The sequence below is a fragment of the Paenibacillus sp. SEL3 genome, assembly GCF_054602585.1.
In genome coordinates this window covers 2,256,778-2,275,352 of sequence record NZ_CM137725.1, presented here as the reverse complement: position 1 = coordinate 2,275,352, position 18,575 = coordinate 2,256,778, and the positions used below count along the sequence as shown (strand labels likewise).

19 protein-coding genes are annotated in these 18,575 nt (G+C 48.4%); 15 read left to right on the top strand and 4 right to left on the bottom strand.

The annotated features are described in order from the left end of the window. Positions 1-209: 209 nt before the first annotated feature. Positions 210-1,328 carry a slipin family protein gene (locus ACYCS5_RS10725; protein ID WP_029519326.1) on the top strand — a complete coding sequence of 373 codons (1,119 nt, stop codon included), beginning with the start codon at positions 210-212 and terminating at the stop codon, positions 1,326-1,328. Positions 1,329-1,388: 60 nt separating this feature from the next. On the opposite strand, the gene ACYCS5_RS10720 is transcribed toward ACYCS5_RS10725, so the two are convergent. After that, positions 1,389-1,802: a chemotaxis protein CheW gene (locus ACYCS5_RS10720; RefSeq protein WP_029519325.1), complete on the bottom strand. Its 414-nt coding sequence runs from the start codon at positions 1,800-1,802 to the stop codon at positions 1,389-1,391. A 275-nt stretch (positions 1,803-2,077) separates the two neighbouring features. Here ACYCS5_RS10720 and ACYCS5_RS10715 point away from each other — a divergent pair, with 275 nt between their 5' ends. The 14 genes from ACYCS5_RS10715 to ACYCS5_RS10650 all read left to right on the top strand — a co-directional run bounded on the left by ACYCS5_RS10715 (position 2,078) and on the right by ACYCS5_RS10650 (position 15,984). Next, a complete protein-coding gene (locus tag ACYCS5_RS10715) occupies positions 2,078-3,013 on the top strand; it encodes a sugar-binding transcriptional regulator (RefSeq protein ID WP_023990386.1) in 936 nt (311 codons plus the stop codon). Positions 3,014-3,221: 208 nt separating this feature from the next. After that, on the top strand, positions 3,222-3,884 hold the full coding sequence (deoC, locus tag ACYCS5_RS10710; protein ID WP_029519323.1) for a deoxyribose-phosphate aldolase: 663 nt from the start codon (positions 3,222-3,224) through the stop codon (positions 3,882-3,884). A gap of 30 nt (positions 3,885-3,914) precedes the next feature. Beyond that, positions 3,915-4,310 (top strand): cytidine deaminase, encoded by a 396-nt coding sequence (locus ACYCS5_RS10705; protein ID WP_029519322.1) that lies wholly within the window; start codon positions 3,915-3,917, stop codon positions 4,308-4,310. Positions 4,311-4,385: 75 nt separating this feature from the next. Further along, entirely contained in the window at positions 4,386-5,564 is a 1,179-nt protein-coding gene (locus ACYCS5_RS10700; RefSeq protein WP_134903749.1) for a NupC/NupG family nucleoside CNT transporter, read from the top strand. Positions 5,565-5,596: 32 nt separating this feature from the next. Further along, complete coding sequence (gene deoB / locus ACYCS5_RS10695; protein ID WP_459761026.1) at positions 5,597-6,778, top strand: phosphopentomutase; 1,182 nt, start codon at positions 5,597-5,599, stop codon at positions 6,776-6,778. 90 nt (positions 6,779-6,868) lie between these two features. Beyond that, a complete protein-coding gene (gene deoD / locus ACYCS5_RS10690) occupies positions 6,869-7,576 on the top strand; it encodes a purine-nucleoside phosphorylase (protein WP_013312036.1) in 708 nt (235 codons plus the stop codon). 32 nt (positions 7,577-7,608) lie between these two features. Then, complete coding sequence (locus tag ACYCS5_RS10685; protein ID WP_459761025.1) at positions 7,609-8,910, top strand: pyrimidine-nucleoside phosphorylase; 1,302 nt, start codon at positions 7,609-7,611, stop codon at positions 8,908-8,910. Between the two features lie 134 nt (positions 8,911-9,044). Then, a complete protein-coding gene (locus ACYCS5_RS10680; RefSeq protein ID WP_341040036.1) occupies positions 9,045-10,094 on the top strand; it encodes a leucine-rich repeat domain-containing protein in 1,050 nt (349 codons plus the stop codon). A 28-nt stretch (positions 10,095-10,122) separates the two neighbouring features. Continuing rightward, positions 10,123-10,617, top strand: coding sequence for a hypothetical protein (locus ACYCS5_RS10675; protein ID WP_459761024.1), 495 nt, complete (start codon positions 10,123-10,125; stop codon positions 10,615-10,617). Between the two features lie 116 nt (positions 10,618-10,733). Next, the gene (locus ACYCS5_RS10670; RefSeq protein WP_029519308.1) at positions 10,734-11,417 is read left to right on the top strand and encodes a hypothetical protein; all 684 of its coding nucleotides are present in this window, start codon (positions 10,734-10,736) and stop codon (positions 11,415-11,417) included. Between the two features lie 353 nt (positions 11,418-11,770). Continuing rightward, complete coding sequence (locus tag ACYCS5_RS10665; RefSeq protein WP_459761023.1) at positions 11,771-12,823, top strand: sulfate ABC transporter substrate-binding protein; 1,053 nt, start codon at positions 11,771-11,773, stop codon at positions 12,821-12,823. 79 nt (positions 12,824-12,902) lie between these two features. Continuing rightward, positions 12,903-13,736, top strand: a complete 834-nt coding sequence (cysT, locus tag ACYCS5_RS10660; protein WP_459761022.1) for a sulfate ABC transporter permease subunit CysT — start codon at positions 12,903-12,905, stop codon at positions 13,734-13,736. 79 nt (positions 13,737-13,815) lie between these two features. Then, on the top strand, positions 13,816-14,691 hold the full coding sequence (gene cysW, locus ACYCS5_RS10655; protein ID WP_459761021.1) for a sulfate ABC transporter permease subunit CysW: 876 nt from the start codon (positions 13,816-13,818) through the stop codon (positions 14,689-14,691). 162 nt (positions 14,692-14,853) lie between these two features. After that, entirely contained in the window at positions 14,854-15,984 is a 1,131-nt protein-coding gene (locus ACYCS5_RS10650) for an aminotransferase class V-fold PLP-dependent enzyme (RefSeq protein ID WP_029519301.1), read from the top strand. 85 nt (positions 15,985-16,069) lie between these two features. On the opposite strand, the gene phnE (ACYCS5_RS10645) is transcribed toward ACYCS5_RS10650, so the two are convergent. From phnE (ACYCS5_RS10645) to phnC, 3 genes are read right to left on the bottom strand one after another with little or no spacing between them, the layout of a single operon-like run. Continuing rightward, positions 16,070-16,867: a phosphonate ABC transporter, permease protein PhnE gene (phnE, locus tag ACYCS5_RS10645; RefSeq protein WP_013312028.1), complete on the bottom strand. Its 798-nt coding sequence runs from the start codon at positions 16,865-16,867 to the stop codon at positions 16,070-16,072. Beyond that, the gene (phnE, locus tag ACYCS5_RS10640; protein WP_459761020.1) at positions 16,864-17,718 is read right to left on the bottom strand and encodes a phosphonate ABC transporter, permease protein PhnE; all 855 of its coding nucleotides are present in this window, start codon (positions 17,716-17,718) and stop codon (positions 16,864-16,866) included. Before phnE (ACYCS5_RS10640) ends, phnE (ACYCS5_RS10645) begins: the two co-directional genes overlap by 4 nt. After that, positions 17,715-18,485: a phosphonate ABC transporter ATP-binding protein gene (gene phnC / locus ACYCS5_RS10635; protein ID WP_069011950.1), complete on the bottom strand. Its 771-nt coding sequence runs from the start codon at positions 18,483-18,485 to the stop codon at positions 17,715-17,717. Before phnC ends, phnE (ACYCS5_RS10640) begins: the two co-directional genes overlap by 4 nt. Positions 18,486-18,575 lie beyond the last annotated feature (90 nt).

The following is an 18,575-nucleotide window of genomic DNA, read 5'->3' as shown; positions in this document are numbered from 1 at the left end:
TTTTAAGGCGGGCAGCTACGGAGCGGTCCATTTGAATCTGAAGAAGCGAAGCGTTCGCCTTTGCCCCTGAATTTTAACCCTATAAGGGGTTCATCAAATCCAAAAATTCAGGAGCAACAGCGATCGGAAGATCAAATGGATCGCGGAGCGCCACACGTAGAAAAAAGCACTCTTTTAAGTTGAGGATTCTAAATACTAGGAGTGATACGATGTTTAAGAAGATAACAATTAAATCCGATGAGCGCGGATTGCTGTTCAAAAAAGGAAGCTACCACAAATTGTTGCAACCAGGAACTTACCTATTGAAGACATTTCAGCAGGAAGCGGTTGAAATTTTGAATGTAGCCGAACCATTTTTTGTACCGGACCATGATATTCGTTTGTTTTTGACAGATCCCCTATTGCTTGAGCAATTGAATGTCATTGATGTAGAGGACCATGAATATGTGCTGCATTATGAGGATAATCGGTTTGTGGAGCTGCTGACGGCTGGGAAATATGCTTATTGGAACGTGCTCAAGGAACATCGTTTTGTTCGTGCAGATACTCGGCAGCCTGCAATTGATAAGGCATTGGGGCAAGCATTCTTGTCCAAGACACCGGGCTTCTGGAAGGCGCTTCAGGTGGGCAGCTATGAATTAGGATTTTTGTATTACGATAATGTGTTGCAGGGTGAGCTGAAACCGGGTAAATATTATTTCTGGATGTCCACGGTGAATACAGAGATCAAAACGATAGATATGCGACAACAGCAAATGGACTTGATGGGACAGGAAATCATGACAGAGGACAAAATTACGCTGCGCCTCAACTTCGTCTGTCAGTACCGTATCATCGACCCATTGCGGGCATTAGAATTCCGGGCATACGAGGAGCAAATGTACATTATGCTTCAACTGTTGTTACGCGAATACGTTGGCACGATGAAGCTGGATGATTTGCTGAAAATGAAGCAGGAGATTGCGGTATATGTTTTGACTCGACTGAATGAGCAGAGCGACGAATATGGAGTGACTTTTACGTCAGCAGGGGTGAAGGATATTATTTTGCCGGGGGATATCAAGGATATTCTGAATACGGTGCTGTTGGCAGAGAAGAAGGCACAGGCCAACCTCATCACACGACGTGAAGAGACGGCATCCACTCGTAGTCTGCTCAATACGGCCAAGCTGATGGACGAGAACGCCACTCTCTATCGTCTCAAAGAGCTAGAATTCATGGAAAAAATCTGCGAGAAGATTGGCACGATTTCGCTAACTGGCGGGAATACGTTGCTGGAGCAGCTGAACACGCTGGTTCACATGAAAGAGGGGCAGGGACTCCAATAACTGAAAATACTCCCGAACGATGAGTGCAAGCCGCCTCAAGGTTCGGGAGTATTTTGCGTTTTAGTTCGTCTTGGTGGATGCGAGAAAAGCGTCCATATCGATCACCGGAATGAGGGTACCCTGATGCTCCATCACGGTAGGGAACAACTCGCGCTGCCACTCTTCCTCATTGCTTTGTAGCTGACTGTCCTCGGCAGAAGCCGTGTCCTCCACCTGATCGACAAGCAGAGCAATCTTCGCACGGCTGAGCAAAATCATTTTGTCCTCGGAGGAATCGCTGGATGCAGGAAGAAGCAGTTTTTTGCGTAAATTAAGGATCGTAAATACATTGCCGCGAATAGTCACCATTCCTTCATGCCATGCTTCGGAAAAGGGAAGCGGAGTTCCCTTCTTAGCATTCATGACTTCTTCTACTTCCACAAAGTTTAAAGCGAACTTTTTGTCCGCTAGACTGCACACAATAAATTCAGACATAACAATTCTCCTTATCTATTCAGATGAGCCATCACAGGTTGTGATTGAGCGGTAAAATGGGTTAACTATTGCGTTTTGACAGATGGAACGATAAAGTTGAGGATGCGGTAAAATGGTTGTAGTTACTCACAGAATATCACAAACGAGCAGTTAAATCTTCCAAAATAACAACCATACGGCCAAGGCGTGGCTTCAAGTTTCCCTTCATATATAATGTTTGGGACTAAAGCTGTGTCCGATGGCACTACATTTTAAGATAAGCGGGTTGAGGTAGAGTGGATCATGAAAAGCAGCGATTAAGTATCGAAGCAGCCAGATTATACTATCTAAACGACTACAGCCAGCAAGATATCGCGGTCAGACTCGGGGTTTCGCGTCCTACGGTATCGCGGTTACTTCAGGCTGCCAAGGAACAAGGATACGTGCGGATTAGTATTGTGGACCCGATGGAGGATATGGACGCGCTCGGAGAGCAGGTGAAGAAGAAATACGGACTGGATACTGTGTTAGTCTGTTATTCGCCGTTAAATGAATATCAGGAGATCAAGAAGCATATTAGCAAAAAAGCAGCCGATTATTTGCATGAAACGGTACAGGATGCTGATATTATTGGAGTGACATGGGGAACAACCATGCATGCCGTGGCGCTTCATCTCCAACAAAAGCAGGTCAAGGGAGTTGAGGTGGTTCAGCTCAAGGGAGGCGTGAGCCATTCACATGTCAACACATATGCTGTGGAAACCGTGAATTTGTTCGCAGAAGCCTTTCATACTATAGCAAGGTATTTGCCGCTGCCTGTAATTTTCGACAGTCACGCCGTTAAGAAAATGGTCGAGGAGGATCGGCATATCCAGCGTATCATCGAACTTGGCAAGCAGGCGAACATCGCGGTGTTTACGGTGGGGACGGTCAAGGAGGATGCGTTGCTGTTCCGATTGGGTTATTTTAACGGGGAAGAGCAGAAGCTACTGCAAAGAATTGGCAAGGGCGATATTTGCTCACGCTTTTTTGACGCTGAGGGCAACATATGCAGTCAGGAAATCAATAGTCGTACCGTCGGGATTGATTTGCCTGATTTGCGAAAGAAGGAGAAGTCCATTCTCGTCGCTGGAGGCCAGCGTAAAGTGGAGGCCATTCGGGCATCGCTGCGTGGCAAGTATGCGAATATCTTGGTGACGGATCAGTTTACGGCACAAGCACTTTTACAATAGAGCAAGTCGCCTCCATCCAGCAAAATACACGGTTATGGCGTGTGCCTACAGGGTAATATGAATGGTAGGTGAGCGCCTTATGTACAAGCGTGAACATAATTTCAAAATGTGTTTTACATATGTTCAAAGCCGTGCTATGATGATCTCATCACAGAGAAATAAAGGACTTTTGTCTTCAACTATTTATCTAATGAAGGAGCTTTTAGATATGAACATTGCAGCATTAATCGACCATACATTGTTGCGTGCAGATGCGACGAAGGATGAAATTACGAAATTGACTGCCGAGGCAAAAAAATATCAGTTTGCTTCTGTATGTGTGAACCCGGCGTGGGTAGCTTATGCAGCAGAACAGCTCGCAGGCACAGGCGTAGCCATTTGTACAGTTATCGGTTTCCCGCTGGGAGCGAGCACGTCCGCAACGAAAGCATTTGAAACGAAAGATGCTATTGCTAACGGAGCGACTGAAATTGATATGGTTATTAACATAGGCGCTTTGAAGGAACGTGATGTACAGCTCGTCGAGCAGGACATCCGTGCGGTCGTGGAAGCAGCTGCTGGTACACTGGTAAAAGTGATTATCGAAACCTGCCTGCTGACTGACGAAGAGAAGGTACTGGCATGTGAGCTGTCCGTCAAAGCGGGGGCGAATTTTGTGAAAACCTCGACAGGCTTCTCAACAGGTGGAGCTACTGCGGAAGATGTGGCTTTGATGCGCAAAACGGTAGGACCTGAGATTGGTGTCAAGGCTTCAGGCGGTGTACGCAGTCTGGAAGACGTGCAAAAATTAGTAGAAGCTGGCGCAAGTCGGATCGGTGCAAGTTCCGGTGTGAAAATCATCGAGGGCGAGCAGTCTACATCTTCCTACTAAGTTTATTTTAAAGTCATGGAGGGATTCGCAATGAAGGATCAATTGATTCAGAAAGCGCTTGAGGCGCGTAAACAGGCGTATGTTCCGTATTCGAATTTTCAGGTGGGGGCTGCGGTTCTCGGAAGCGATGGCACGATTTATCACGGATGTAATGTGGAAAATGCCTCCTACGGCTTATGCAATTGTGCAGAGCGGACAGCGATTTTTAAAATGGTATCCGAAGGCTGCCGGAAAATTGATTCGATTGCGGTTGTAGCTGATACGGAAGGGCCTGTGTCTCCATGTGGGGCCTGTCGTCAGGTCATTTCCGAATTTGCTCATCAAGATACCAAAATTTATCTGACAAACCTTCATGGCAACACGGAAGAGTGGACGGTGGATCAATTACTGCCGGGTGCCTTTCGACCTGCGGATCTGGGGAAATAAAAAAAAGAATGCCTCTTTGGGGCGCGTTCTTTTTATGGGGAATGTAAGCGCTTAATGTAATAAGGGGGAAATTAAATGAAATATGTAATCGCTCTGGTAGGACTGCTTGTTGTATTTGCACTTACTTACGTTGCCAGCAGTGACAAGCGCAAAATCAGGTATCGTCCGCTGGTGGTTATGGTTGTTCTGCAAGCAGCGCTAGCTTTTGTATTGCTGAATACAGGGATTGGTGAAATTCTAGTCAAAGGTTTTGCAAAAGGGTTTAATAGTCTGATTGGTTATGCTATGGAAGGGATTAACTTTGTTTTTGGCGGAATTGCGAATGAAGGAGCAGCCCCGTTCTTTATCGGTGTACTGCTGCCAATCGTGTTCATATCCGCGCTGATTGGTATTTTGCAATATGTAAAAGTGTTGCCTTTTATTATTAAATATATCGGGCTTGTCTTGAGCAAAGTAAACGGAATGGGTAAACTGGAATCCTACAACGCTGTAGCTTCGGCTATCTTGGGTCAATCCGAGGTGTTTATTTCCGTTAAGAAGCAAATTGGTCTGCTGCCAAAACATCGGTTGTATACGCTGTGTGCGTCTGCGATGTCTACGGTGTCCATGTCGATTGTGGGAGCTTACATGCAAATGTTAAACCCCAAATATGTGGTCACAGCTTTGGTATTGAACCTGTTCGGCGGCTTTATTATCGCTTCCATTATTAATCCGTACAAGATTGAGAAAGAAGATGATTTACTGGAGGTTCAGGAGGAAGAGAAGCAGTCCTTCTTCGAAATGCTCGGAGAGTATATTATGGACGGCTTCAAGGTTGCGATTACGGTAGCTGCGATGCTGATCGGTTTTGTGGCGCTGATTGCCATGGTTAACGGGATTTTCTCCTGGTTGTTTGGAATCAGCTTTCAGGCGCTGCTTGGATATGTGTTTGCGCCTTTCGCTTTTGTCATGGGTATTCCGTGGAACGAAGCCGTTCAGGCGGGCAGCATTATGGCTACCAAACTCGTATCCAACGAATTTGTGGCTATGCTGGATCTGACCAAGCAAACAGGCTTGTCGGAGCGCACGGTCGGGATCGTATCGGTATTCCTCGTATCCTTTGCTAACTTCTCATCCATCGGTATCATTTCCGGGGCGGTGAAGGGGTTGCATGAAAAACAGGGAAATGTGGTGGCCCGCTTTGGTCTGAAGCTGTTGTACGGGGCAACGCTGGTTAGCGTGCTGTCGGCAACGATTGCAGGGTTGTTTTTGTAAAAAAAACAGCGAGTCAGGAAAGGATTTTTATAATGTCTAAATTTAAACGGATTCACTTGGTGGTTATGGACTCGGTTGGTATCGGCGAAGCGCCGGATGCTGCCCAGTTTGATGATTACGATGTAGATACGCTCGGTCATATTGCCCGCGAACGCGGTGGTCTGAAGATGCCGAATATGGGTAAGCTCGGTCTGTCCAATATTCGTTCCATAGAAGGAGTGGCAGCGGCCGACAAGCCGCTCGCGTATTACACTAAGATGCAGGAAGCGTCCAATGGTAAGGATACGATGACGGGTCATTGGGAAATCATGGGTTTGAATATTGCAGTTCCTTTCCGTGTATTTCCCGATGGGTTCCCGGATGAGCTGATTCAACGCATTGAGGAGCACACAGGTCGCAAAGTGATTGGCAATAAGCCTGCTAGCGGAACGGAAATCATGGATGAGCTGGGCGAAGAACACGTGAAAACTGGAGCGCTCATCATCTATACCTCGGCGGACTCTGTGCTGCAAATTGCAGCGCATGAGGAAGTTGTACCTTTGAAGGAGCTCTATGAGATTTGCGAGTTCTGCCGTAAAATCACGCTGGAAGATCCGTACATGCTGGGTCGCATTATTGCACGTCCGTTCGTAGGCGAGGCAGGGAACTTCTCCCGTACCTCCAATCGGCATGATTATGCGCTCAAGCCGTTTGGTCGCACTACTATGAACGAGCTGAAGGATGCAGGTCTGGATGTGATCGCCTTGGGTAAAATCTCCGACATTTATGACGGTGAGGGTGTGACGAAGGCGGTGCGTACAGTGTCCAATATGGACGGCATGGATAAGCTGGTGGCTACGCTCGATGAGAATTTCACCGGATTAAGCTTTCTGAATTTGGTGGACTTTGACGCTGTATACGGTCACCGTCGTGATCCGCAGGGATATGGTCAAGCTTTGGACGATTACGATGCGCGTTTGCCAGAGGTTTTTGCCAAAATGACCGATGACGATCTGCTGATCATCACTGCAGATCATGGGAATGACCCGACGTATCGGGGAACGGATCACACCCGCGAATATGTACCTTTGCTGGCATATTCCCCGCGTTTTACAGCTGGGGGCAAGGAGCTTGCGGTTCGTAAAACCTTTGCTGATATTGGAGCGACTGTAGCGGATAACTTTGGTGTAAAACTGCCTGAACACGGAACGAGCTTTTTGGCAGAGCTTCAGTAATCAAAGACTAGCAAGAGTACAAGCAAGATTACTAGTAACGATACAAATAACGATACAAGCATGGACAAATGAGACGGAGGAATAAAAAACATGAGTGTACACATTGGAGCCAAACCCGGAGAAATTGCAGAAACGATTTTGCTGCCAGGAGACCCGCTACGGGCAAAATTTATTGCTGAAACGTATCTGGAGGACGTGACCTGCTACAACGAGGTTCGCGGAATGCTCGGATTCACGGGTACGTACCAAGGCAAACGCCTATCTGTACAGGGAACTGGGATGGGGCTGCCGTCTATCAGTATTTATGTCAACGAACTGATTAGCGAATACGGTGTGAAAAACCTGTTCCGCGTGGGTACATGCGGCGGAATGAAGGAGCATGTGCACGTTCGTGACGTCATTTTGGCACAAGCATCCTGTACGGATTCCGGTATGAATCGCCATATTTTTGGTGGCTACGACTACTCGCCGATTGCCAGCTTCGATCTATTGAAGGGCGCTTATGATCGTGGTGTTGCCAAAGGCTTGAACATGCACGTCGGCAATGTATTCAGCTCAGACAGCTTCTACCGTGATGACAAATCAGTGGTACAAAAGCTGATGGAATACGGTGTGCTGGGTGTAGAGATGGAAACTTCGGCTTTATACACGCTGGCAGCCAAGTTTGGCGTAAACGCATTGACGATTCTGACGGTAAGCGATCATTTGCTGACGGGGGAAGAAACGACCGCAGAAGAACGGCAAACAACCTTTAAAGAAATGATGGAAGTTGCACTGGATACAGCAGTATCTCTGTAAACGATCATACGCACAGTGAGGAGAAATGACATATGAGAATGGTAGACTTGATTGAGAAAAAACGTGACGGAAAAGAACTGAGTACGGAGGAAATTAATTTTATTATCCAAGGCTACACTCAGGGTGAAATTCCCGATTATCAAGTCAGTGCATTGGCGATGTCCATTTTCTTCAAAGATATGACTGAACGCGAACGCGCTGATCTGACGATGGCGATGGTTCATTCGGGTGATACCATTGATCTGTCCGCGATTGAAGGTGTAAAGGTCGATAAGCATTCCACTGGCGGTGTGGGTGATACGACAACGCTGGTACTGGCTCCGCTCGTAGCGGCCTTGGACATTCCGGTAGCCAAAATGTCAGGCCGCGGCCTCGGACATACCGGAGGAACAATCGACAAGCTGGAAGCTATTGAAGGCTTCCACGTCGAAATCAGCAAGGACGAATTTGTGGATTTGGTAAATCGCAGCAAAATTGCGGTCATCGGACAAAGCGGTAACCTGACACCTGCGGACAAAAAGTTGTATGCCTTGCGTGATGTTACGGCGACGGTCAACTCGATCCCGCTGATTGCCAGCTCGATTATGAGTAAGAAAATCGCTGCCGGCTCCGATGCTATCGTACTCGATGTAAAAACAGGTGCAGGCGCATTTATGAAAACCGTAGATGATGCCAAAGCACTGGCACATGCCATGGTGAGCATCGGTAACAATGTGGGTCGCAAAACGATGGCAGTCATTTCCGATATGAGTCAGCCGCTGGGTCTGGCCATCGGGAACTCGCTGGAAGTGAAAGAAGCGATTGATACGCTGCGCGGCGAAGGACCCAAAGATCTGGAAGAACTGTGCATGGCTTTGGGCAGTCAGATGGTATTTTTGGCAGGGAAGGCAGATTCCCTCGATAACGCCGAAGAGAAGCTCAAAGAAGTCATTCGTAATGGCAAAGCACTGGAAAAATTCAAAGAGTTTATTGCGAATCAGGGCGGTGACGCTTCTGTAGTGGATCATCCTGAACGCTTGCCGCAAGCACAGTATCTTATTGAGGTGCCTGCGAAGCAGGACGGTGTGGTAGCTGAAATCGTGGCTGACGAAATCGGTACCGCAGCGATGTTGCTTGGAGCAGGACGTGCGACCAAAGAATCCGAGATTGATCTGGCCGTCGGCTTGATGCTGAACAAAAAGGTCGGGGATGCTGTTCAAAAAGGCGATTCGCTAGTTACTATCCATGCGAACCGTGAAGATGTAGCTCAAGTACTGGAGAAAATCTACGCGAACATCCGTATTGCGGATCATGCGGAAGCGCCAGTGCTAATCTACGGAACAGTGACAGAGTAAGCGATATGCCCTATTTATAAAGTCGTATTGGGTGTCTTTGATCAGGTTTGAAAAATATGACAGCTGGACTCATAATAGATATGAGTTCGGCTTTTTTTATTGTAAGGCCGAGGGCAACACAGAGGAGGAGAGACATGTTCAGATTATACAGCGATGTCCGGGGAGCAGCCTATGAAAGACTGATTGATTATGCTATGGAACGGGCAGACACGTTTATGTTGGGCATACATAAATGGGCGACAGAGGATGAGAATGGTGTGATCGACCAGGATGTCCTGTTCAAGGAATTGTTACAGCAATTGAATCCTTTTTTGCTGTCCACACACTCTTATGAGGAAATTAGGGGCATCCATTCCATTGCCTACACACAAGGAACATTTTACCGATACCAGTGTGCGCCCGAGGCAGGGGGACTATTAAAGCAGGCGGCGTCCAGTTTGTTTTCCTGGGTACATCCCCAATTACCCGAGGATTTGTGCTTCCAGAATGCGGATGGAGAGGATTGGATCATTAACATAGCTCACGAACGAATAGGTAGACTAAACATGGCTAAAGAAGAAGCGGTTGAATTGGGGAAGCTTATCCCTGGTGTGTTTATTCACCAACCTGAATATCATCAGAATATAGATGTTTTTCTGGACGATGCTATTCGGCATCAACCGGATCGAGTAGAGATTATGCGGTTTGGCTTGAGGGAGATACCGGAACGGATTAGAGAATTGTATTCCTTGAAACATCTGACCATTTTCGAGCAGGATATACGAACACTACCGCATGCTTTGTTCGAATTGGAATCGTTGGAGTCACTAACGATACAAGTAGCTGATTTGGAAGAGCTACCCGCTGACATTGCCAAGCTGACTCAACTCAAAAACCTGAGGATCAGCTGTGGATGCTATGATCGCCCGGCACCAGATGTCAAAGTAATTCCCAAAGAGGAGCTGGCATTCCGGCATTTGCCTCCTGAAATCGGAGAGCTGCAACAACTGGAGTATCTGGATATCCAGTATAGCGGAATCCGTACGTTGCCTCCTGAAATACAAAACCTGAAAAATCTACGCTCTTTGGACATTGTGAACGGATTCATCGAATCGGCACCCGATTTTATATATAAAATGACTTGGCTTGATCGCTTCCTTATAGAAGATAAGCCGTTCCATCTGTGCAATCACAGTGACGACTGAAGGATAGATAAGAAAAGGAGGAAATCAAATGGTGGAGAAATGGGTTTGGATGGGGGTTGCAGGGGCAATTGTGGGTTATGCCACTCTTGCCAATATATCGACTACCATGCATAGTACATCATCGGTGAGTCAGGAGCACCCGGCTGCTCCGTTAAGTGCACAGAGTGAGAATGGGAGCGCAGCGAAGCGTATTGTACATGATCAAAGAATGCATTTTGAAGGACAAGGCGAAACGAGCTTTAAATTTGAAGAGGGGCGCAAGCTGTACATCAGTATCAAGAATACAGGTAAGCAGCCCATACAATACAAGCTCAACAGTTCGAATGGATCGGACTTGCAAGGTACAACGAGCGGATTTTCCAGTCGAACGTTGCAGCCAGGAGAACGCCATGATCTGCTGTTTGTAAAGCCAGAAGGGCAGGATGAAGCAGCAAATGACTCCTTGAAAGAGATGATTTTGAAAGTAAGTACAGACGATGGATCGCAAGGAAACGTTAAAACCTTCGCTTATATTACACTGTAAGCTCCTTCCAGAAAGGGCACGACATGCGGTCATTAGTCTACTTATGTTACAATAGAACGGTTGAAGACTTAATGAACAGAATAGGTCAGAGCAGAAAGCAGAAAGGATGACCCGTTGTGCCCATAAACCATGAATTCGGTAATCAAAAGATGTCACGGAGGCTGTCACTCACAGCTATTTTACTTACACTTACTTTTGTGGCACTTACTGGCTGTGGTCAGGATAAGAATGCTGAAACCATTGATACTGGAAGCAGTACAAGCGTGATCGAGAATGGAGCCGGTGGTAATCGTAGCGGTTCAGCCCAAAATGACAAAGCAGCGAAAGAGAGCGAGAGTGCAGAAAACAGCGATACTGATGCACAAAAGTTAGCTCCTTCGGCTCCAGCTGCTTCATCGGATACTTCTTCTTCTCCGGCAGCCTCCAATCCATCGCAAAATCCATTTGAGGTAGCAGGTATTCAAGATCCTAAAGCGTTTTTGAACACGTTCAAAGCGCTGCAGAAGGCAGTTGCCGACAATGACAAGGAGAAAGTGGCCGATTATATTTTGTACCCTCTGCGTGTTAATGATAGTGAAAAGTCGTTAACGATTCCGAATAAGAAAGATTTTATTGCCAAGTATGATCAGATTTTTACGGACGCGATTCGCGAGGCGCTTGTGAATCAAAAGACAGATGATTTGTTTGTTAATTATCAGGGAGTCATGGTGGGATCAGGTGAACTGTGGTTGAGAAGGGCTACGGACAATCCGAAGCTTTTTGGAGTCTTTTCGATTAATCTTGAAACGGTTGCCAACTAAGTCGTACCCCGTGTGTAAATGACCTCTAAACGGTCGGAAACATATACAATGTTTCTGACTGCCCCCCTTAAAGAAAGAAAAGTACAGATAATGCATACCAAAAAAAGGTTTGACATCACTCCTAAACTCTCGTATTATATCCGTATAACTCATTAAACAGGTAGGAATTAAAGAATTAAAGTTTGATCTCGCCATTTTGGCGGAGAACCTCTAGGAACAGCAGGCAGACACTGTCCACACGACAGGTTTGACCTAACAGGGCTGCATCAGGGAATTCTCCGCTCTTTTTTTAATTATGTCTGTAAATAACAGGCGTAAATGAATACAAATTACATAGAATTCGGGGTGTCTTGATGAAGAGGCAATGGAAAAGTGGACTTATTCTCGGACTATCTTTGGTTTTAACGATGATGCTAAGCGCTTGCGGGGCAAGCAAGGGAGGGACGGAGGCGGATGGTAGCTCTGCTGCCGTGGAGTTGCTCAATGTTTCTTATGATCCGACCCGTGAGCTGTATGAGGCATATAATAAAGCATTTGCCGCCCATTGGGAGAAGGAGAAAGGACAGAAGGTTACGATTAAGCAATCTCACGGAGGATCTGGCAAGCAAAGTCGTTCTGTGCAGGACGGGCTGGATGCGGACGTGGTCACTCTGGCTCTGGGCTATGATATTGATGCGCTACAGGAAAAAGGACTCGTTCAAGAGGGATGGCAAAGTAAATATGAGCATAACAGCGCCTCGTACACTTCAACCATCGTGTTATTGGTACGCAAAGGGAACCCGAAAGGGATTAAGGACTGGGACGATTTAATCCGTGGCGATGTGCAAGTCATTACACCGAATCCTAAAACTTCGGGTGGAGCACGTTGGAACTATCTTGCAGCCTGGGCTTATGCGCTCAAGAAGAACAATAATGATGAAGCCAAGGCCCAGCAGTTTGTACAGGAGCTGTATAAGCATGTGCCGGTATTGGATAGCGGAGCACGTGGAGCGACAACGACTTTCGTAGAGCGTGGAATTGGCGATGTGCTGATTGCATGGGAAAATGAAGCACTGCTCTCGGTGAAGGAGCTGGGTGCGGATAAATTCGATATCGTATATCCGTCGATCAGTATATTAGCTGAACCTCCGGTAGCAATAGTCGATAAGGTGGTAGATAAAAAAGGTACACGCGAGGTAGCGGACGCGTACCTGAAATATTTGTACAGTGAAGAAGGGCAGACCATTGCTGCTGAAAATTATTATCGCCCAACATTGAAGAGTGTGACGGCAAAGTTCAAGGATCAATTTCCTAAATTGGAGCTCGTAACCTTGAAGGATGTATTCGGGACATGGAAGGAGACGCAGCAGAAGCATTTCAGCGACAAAGGCATTTTTGACCAGATTTATGTACCCGGCAGTTCATAAAATAGGTGGACTGTGTAGACGATTGGATTGGTATCCGCGAGTGTCATAGTGAATGAATTCAGAGAGGGATGGACAGAACATGAGTCAAGTGCAAGCCACTCGAAAACGCGTACTTCCCGGGTTCGGGTTAACAATGGGTTATAGTGTGCTGTATCTCAGTCTGGTGGTGCTGGTGCCTTTATCGGCACTGCTTCTGAATTCAACTGGACTGACGTGGGAGAAATTCTGGGACGTGGCGACTGATATCAGGGTGCTGGCTTCCTACAAGGTTAGCTTTTTGTGTGCCGCGGCTGCGGCGCTGATCGACCTGTTTCTCGGTTTATTGATAGCCTGGGTGCTGGTGCGTTATGAATTTCCGGGGAAACGAATTTTTGATGCGGTGATTGATTTGCCCTTTGCTTTGCCTACTGCGGTAGCGGGGGTTGCTCTAACTGCCCTATATGCGCAGAACGGCTGGATCGGTTCGTTGTTCGAACCGCTTGGATGGAGGATGGCGTACTCACAGACGGGGATTACGCTAGCATTGATGTTTATTGGCATTCCGTTTGTCGTACGGACAGTTCAGCCGGTGCTGGAGGAACTGGACAAAGACGAGGAGGAGGTCGCTGCTACGCTGGGAGCTGGCAGATGGCGTATCTTCTGCAGCGTTATTGTGCCGGAGCTGGTGCCACCGCTGCTGACGGGTTTTGCGCTCGCCTTTGCCCGCGGCATTGGCGAGTACGGCTCTGTCGTCTTCATCTCTGGCAATATGCCGATGAAGACGGAAATTGCTCCACTGCTCATAATGTCCAAGCTGGAGCAAAATGACTATGCAGGAGCTACGGCGGTAGCGTTGATGCTGTTGGTGATTTCATTCGTGCTGTTATTCGTGATTAACAGCATTCAGCGCTGGTCACGGCGCCGTACTGTCTAAACGTAACTGTCTAATGTAATTATCTAACGTTAACATCCAGGGCTGCGCATAATACCCGCGTTTTAAGGAGGGATACACCATGTCACAAGCGATAACTGGGCAGGAGCTTGCTTCTGCACCAGTGCCTTCATCCGCACCGCCCAACAGGGTCACGACCGAGTCCACTTGGGTGAAGTGGACGCTGATTGGTGCTGCTTTTTTAGCTTTGCTCTGGGTACTGGTATTGCCGCTAATCGTCGTGCTTACCGAAGCGCTCAAGCAAGGATGGGGCGTCTACGTCGAAGCGTTACGGGACCCAGATGCCATGTCTGCATTGCGGTTGACGCTGCTGGTGGCAGCGATAACGGTACCGCTGAATACGGTATTTGGTGTAGCTGCCGCTTGGCTGATCACGAAATTTCAATTTCGCGGCAAAGGCTTACTGGTCACCTTGATTGATTTACCCTTTGCCATCTCTCCTGTCGTTGGAGGGCTGATGTATGTATTAGTGTTTGGTGCACAGGGCTGGCTTGGACCGTGGCTGGACGAGCATGATATTAAAATTATATTTGCTTTGCCTGGTATTATTTTAGCGACGCTGTTCATCACCTTTCCATTTGTGGCGCGAGAACTCATTCCAATGATGGAAGATCAGGGACAGCAAGAGGAAGAAGCGGCGGTCACGCTGGGCGCGCGCGGTTGGCGCATTTTCTGGAAAGTGACGCTGCCGAACATCAAGTGGGGTCTGCTGTATGGCATCATTTTGTGTAATGCGCGAGCCATGGGTGAGTTTGGTGCAGTGTCCGTCGTCTCTGGACATATCCGGGGAGAGACGAACACACTGCCGCTGCATGTGGAAATTTTGTATAACGAATATCAGTTCTCGGCATCTTTTGCGGTGGCCTCGTTATTATTATTACTTGCTCTGGCAACCTTGGTGCTTAAAAGCTGGTTTGGACGCAAACGCGTGCATTAACTTATGATTTTGTATATGATCCCTTAGGGCCTCTCTTTGCGTCTATCGTCTGTTAACGGCGAGAAGATGGGAAGAGAGGCCCTTGTTCTAAGGTGGCTGATATGGATAATAAAATGATCATATCAAGGCACGTTGGTGTGCCCAGGAGGAGCGAAGGGAAAAATGAAACATCCGTTTCAGTCCTACCGTCAGCTGTTTCCAGTGCTGTCCTCACATATCCATGTAGGGAGCTGTTCCCAAGGGGCCGTATCGAGGCCGGTTTCCGCTGCCATTGAGGAATATCATCGAAGTTTGCTGCAACACGGTCATAACGGTGATCTGTCTATGGCACGTTTGGAGGAGGCTAGAGGGCATTTTGCCAAGCTCATCGGGGCGGAGACTGACGAAATTGCGGTCCTGTCCTCAGCCTCTGAGGCGATTGCCGGGGTGGCCACAGCCCTTCCTTATGTATCGGGAAAAGAAGGCATTGTGTATGCGGACACCGACTTCCCGACAGTGGGACACATCTGGCAGGCACAGGAGATGTTCCGTGATCACATCTGTTGTATCCCCTCCATCGAGGGAGAAGTGATAATAGAACAGTATGAGGAGCATGTTACGGAGAAAACTGCGCTCGTTATGGTGTCACAAGTGAACTATACCAACGGATTTCAGCAGGATTTAAAATCCATTGCAGATATAGCTCACCGAAATCAGGCGTTGCTGTTTGTGGATGCCTATCAGTCTGTAGGGATTATTCCAGTGGATGTAAAGGCAATGGGCGTAGATATTCTGGTCGCTGGAGCACGCAAATATATGCTTGGAATTCCGGGCGTGGCTTTTCTTTATGTAAGCAAGGATCGAATAGACCGCTTCAAGCCCCGTCTTACGGGCTGGCTTGGGCAGGAGCCCGCTTCCCGGTTTGATATTGCTCACCCGGTTCCGGCGGCGGGAGCCCGACGCTTTGAGACGGGATTGCCTTCTTTCATTAGCATTTTTGCCGCCAATGCGGCCTTAAAGCTGCTGCTGGAGATTGGGGTCACGAATATTCAGGCTTATATGAGTGAGTTGTTGGATTTTTCCGTTGAATATGGACGACGCAAAGGGCTACACATACGTGTACCTTACAGGGGAGGCACATTACCAAGCCTACTCGCTGTTGAAGTAGCGGACGTGTCGGCTGTGGAGAAGAATTTGAGAAGCCAAAATATGATCGTTTCAGCACGAAAGGATGTTATCCGTGTGGCTCCGCATTTTTACAATACGGCTGAGGAAGTCCGACGGGTTTTAGATGAATTGGCAGGGAGATGTTGAACGACAAAAGCCTCTTCCGAGTGAATGGGAGCATAACATGTCCCTTTTTACACAGGAGAGGCTTTTTTGGCGTTTAGAATTCTAATTATACGATTCGTTTGCGCAGCCAGCCGGAAATCAGATCCGTCAAAATGATCAGGACCACGATGCCGAGCAAGATAACGCCTACGCGGTTCCAGTTGCGCATTTGGAGTGCAAACAGTAGCGGAGTACCGATACCACCTGCACCGACCAGACCAAGCGTGGTAGCAGAACGGATATTAATTTCAAAACGGTAAAGCGAATACGAAAGAAACTGTGGAATCACCTGCGGTAGCACGGCGAAGAAAATCACCTGCCAACGGTTGGCACCGCACGCGATCAAAGCTTCCTGGGGCCCGTGATCGACACTTTCAATCGTTTCCGAGAAAAGCTTCGCCAGCATGCCTATGGAGTGAATGCCGAGGGCAAGCACACCCGCAAATGAACCGGGTCCAACGGCTTTGATAAACAAGATGGCGACGATCATTTCGGGAAATACCCGGATGACACTAAGCACAAATTTTCCGCTACCTGACAAGGGACGCAGACGGGTCATATTGCTGGACGCCCAAAAGGCGAACGGAAGACAGACAAATGCGGACACGAAGGTTCCGAGCACTGAAATGACCAGCGTATCCAGTAACCCGCGCAGTAAATCCTCTCCCTCAGGAATGTAGACGAACGACCAGTCGGGATGAAGGAAGCCGTCCAATATAGCGACAGAGACACTTTTGGCCGTTCCCTGTAATCCTTCAAACTGCATCCCGCGAAAAGCCCAAATATAAATGATGATTAGCAGAATAGCTATCGCCCATAGGCGCAGGCGGGAGCCAATAGGTCTGCGAAGCGTAGGATCATTCATAATAATTTCCTCCGTAGCAGGTTACTGCCGTAATCAATCGCAAGGACGATGACGAGGGTCAGTAGAATAATGATGCTTGCCCGATCATATCGGAACAGCCCCAGAGAACGGTCAAGCAACAGACCGATACCGCCAGCGCCAACCAGGCCCAGAACGGAAGCCGCGCGCACATTGACCTCAAAGGTATACAGCAAGTACGACACAAAATAAGGCAGAGCCTGCGGAACCACACCAAAGGCGATGACTTGGATGCGGCTCGCCCCAACAGCAGTCATGGCCTCCAGTGGTCCGGGATCAATGGCTTCAATCGCCTCAAAGGTCAGCTTGGCTATAATGCCAAAGGAGAAGAAGAGCAGGGCGAGCATCCCTGCAAACGGCCCGATGCCGAATACCGCCACAAAGATCGAGGCGAACAGCAAATCGGGAATCGTCCGTACTAGATTCAGGATCGTGCGCATCGGCAGCGAAATCAGCTTGCGCGGCATTACATTATAGGCACACAGCAACGCGACAGGGATCGCCAATATGGCTCCCAGTGTCGTGCCGACAATAGCGATCTGGATCGTTTCCAGCATCGGTTTCCAGATGGTAGGCAAGTAACTCCAATCAGGAGGAAACATTTCCTCCAGCAATTTGCCCATCTCCGGTAAGCCAACGATCAATTGGTAAGGCGTGGCATCCGTATGAATGGAGCAGGCTACCAGCACTACGATAAAGATCATCCAGGTGGCGTAACGCTTATAGCGTCCTGGCAAAGGTGGCCCTGCGGACGGCTTACTTGGCTGCGGCGGTCCAGCATGCGGTGACGGTTGCGTCGAAGAGAGCGGCTGGGCAGTAGAGTCGGGCTTCATGATCCCACTCCCAGCAGCTCATCATGCTTGATGGCCCGGCCGTAGATCTCCGCAAAGGCCTCATCCGTAGCCTCCTTCGGTGTGCCGTCAAAGACCACTTCTCCGGCGCGCAATCCGATGATCCGCGTTGCATATTCGCGCGCGAGATCAATGAAATGCAGATTGACGATGGTCGTAATCTGCATTTCACGGTTGATCCGCTGGAGGTCATCCATCACCTGGCGGGTGGTCAGCGGATCCAGCGACGCGACAGGCTCGTCCGCCAGAATGATTTTAGCCTCTTGCGCCAGAGCGCGGGCGATGGATACGCGCTGCTGTTGGCCACCGGACAGTTCATCTGCCCGGCTGTAGGCTTTTTCGCGGATGTTCACGCGCTCCAGCGCTGTTAGTGCCAGTTCGATATCCTCCTTCGGGAAGAGGCCGAGAATGGTTCGCAGCGTCGAATGATAGCCGACACGGCCGGAAAGTACATTGCGGAGCACCGTCGAACGCTTAACCAGATTGAAACTTTGAAAGATCATGCCGATGTCACGGCGAATGCGCCGCAGCTCGCTGCTTCCAGCAGACGTGACGGACCTGCCACCCACGACAATATCGCCGGACGTAATGTCATGCAGTCGGTTAATGGAACGCAGCAGGGTAGACTTACCTGCACCGGATAAGCCGACGATGACGACCATTTCTCCCTCCTGAATCGTCAAATTAATATTGTTCAACCCTTTGGTGCCGTTCGGGTATGTTTTCGATACGTTACGGAATTCGATCATATGCTCCCAACTTTCTCCCCCGATGGGGTGGAATGAAAACAACACCGCCATGAATACATGGACGGTGCTGCCCTGTCATTCGTAAAGCCT

Excerpts from the sequence above, each read along its gene's own strand:
- ACYCS5_RS10725 (WP_029519326.1), top strand. The coding sequence starts at position 210 with ATGTTTAAGAAGATAACAATTAAATCCGATGAGCGCGGATTGCTGTTC.
- ACYCS5_RS10720 (WP_029519325.1), bottom strand. The coding sequence starts at position 1,802 with ATGTCTGAATTTATTGTGTGCAGTCTAGCGGACAAAAAGTTCGCTTTA.
- deoC (WP_029519323.1), top strand. The coding sequence starts at position 3,222 with ATGAACATTGCAGCATTAATCGACCATACATTGTTGCGTGCAGATGCG.
- ACYCS5_RS10705 (WP_029519322.1), top strand. The coding sequence starts at position 3,915 with ATGAAGGATCAATTGATTCAGAAAGCGCTTGAGGCGCGTAAACAGGCG.
- ACYCS5_RS10700 (WP_134903749.1), top strand. The coding sequence starts at position 4,386 with ATGAAATATGTAATCGCTCTGGTAGGACTGCTTGTTGTATTTGCACTT.
- deoB (WP_459761026.1), top strand. The coding sequence starts at position 5,597 with ATGTCTAAATTTAAACGGATTCACTTGGTGGTTATGGACTCGGTTGGT.
- deoD (WP_013312036.1), top strand. The coding sequence starts at position 6,869 with ATGAGTGTACACATTGGAGCCAAACCCGGAGAAATTGCAGAAACGATT.
- ACYCS5_RS10685 (WP_459761025.1), top strand. The coding sequence starts at position 7,609 with ATGAGAATGGTAGACTTGATTGAGAAAAAACGTGACGGAAAAGAACTG.
- ACYCS5_RS10680 (WP_341040036.1), top strand. The coding sequence starts at position 9,045 with ATGTTCAGATTATACAGCGATGTCCGGGGAGCAGCCTATGAAAGACTG.
- ACYCS5_RS10675 (WP_459761024.1), top strand. The coding sequence starts at position 10,123 with ATGGTGGAGAAATGGGTTTGGATGGGGGTTGCAGGGGCAATTGTGGGT.
- ACYCS5_RS10665 (WP_459761023.1), top strand. The coding sequence starts at position 11,771 with ATGAAGAGGCAATGGAAAAGTGGACTTATTCTCGGACTATCTTTGGTT.
- cysT (WP_459761022.1), top strand. The coding sequence starts at position 12,903 with ATGAGTCAAGTGCAAGCCACTCGAAAACGCGTACTTCCCGGGTTCGGG.
- cysW (WP_459761021.1), top strand. The coding sequence starts at position 13,816 with ATGTCACAAGCGATAACTGGGCAGGAGCTTGCTTCTGCACCAGTGCCT.
- ACYCS5_RS10650 (WP_029519301.1), top strand. The coding sequence starts at position 14,854 with ATGAAACATCCGTTTCAGTCCTACCGTCAGCTGTTTCCAGTGCTGTCC.
- phnE (WP_013312028.1), bottom strand. The coding sequence starts at position 16,867 with ATGAATGATCCTACGCTTCGCAGACCTATTGGCTCCCGCCTGCGCCTA.
- phnE (WP_459761020.1), bottom strand. The coding sequence starts at position 17,718 with ATGAAGCCCGACTCTACTGCCCAGCCGCTCTCTTCGACGCAACCGTCA.
- phnC (WP_069011950.1), bottom strand. The coding sequence starts at position 18,485 with ATGATCGAATTCCGTAACGTATCGAAAACATACCCGAACGGCACCAAA.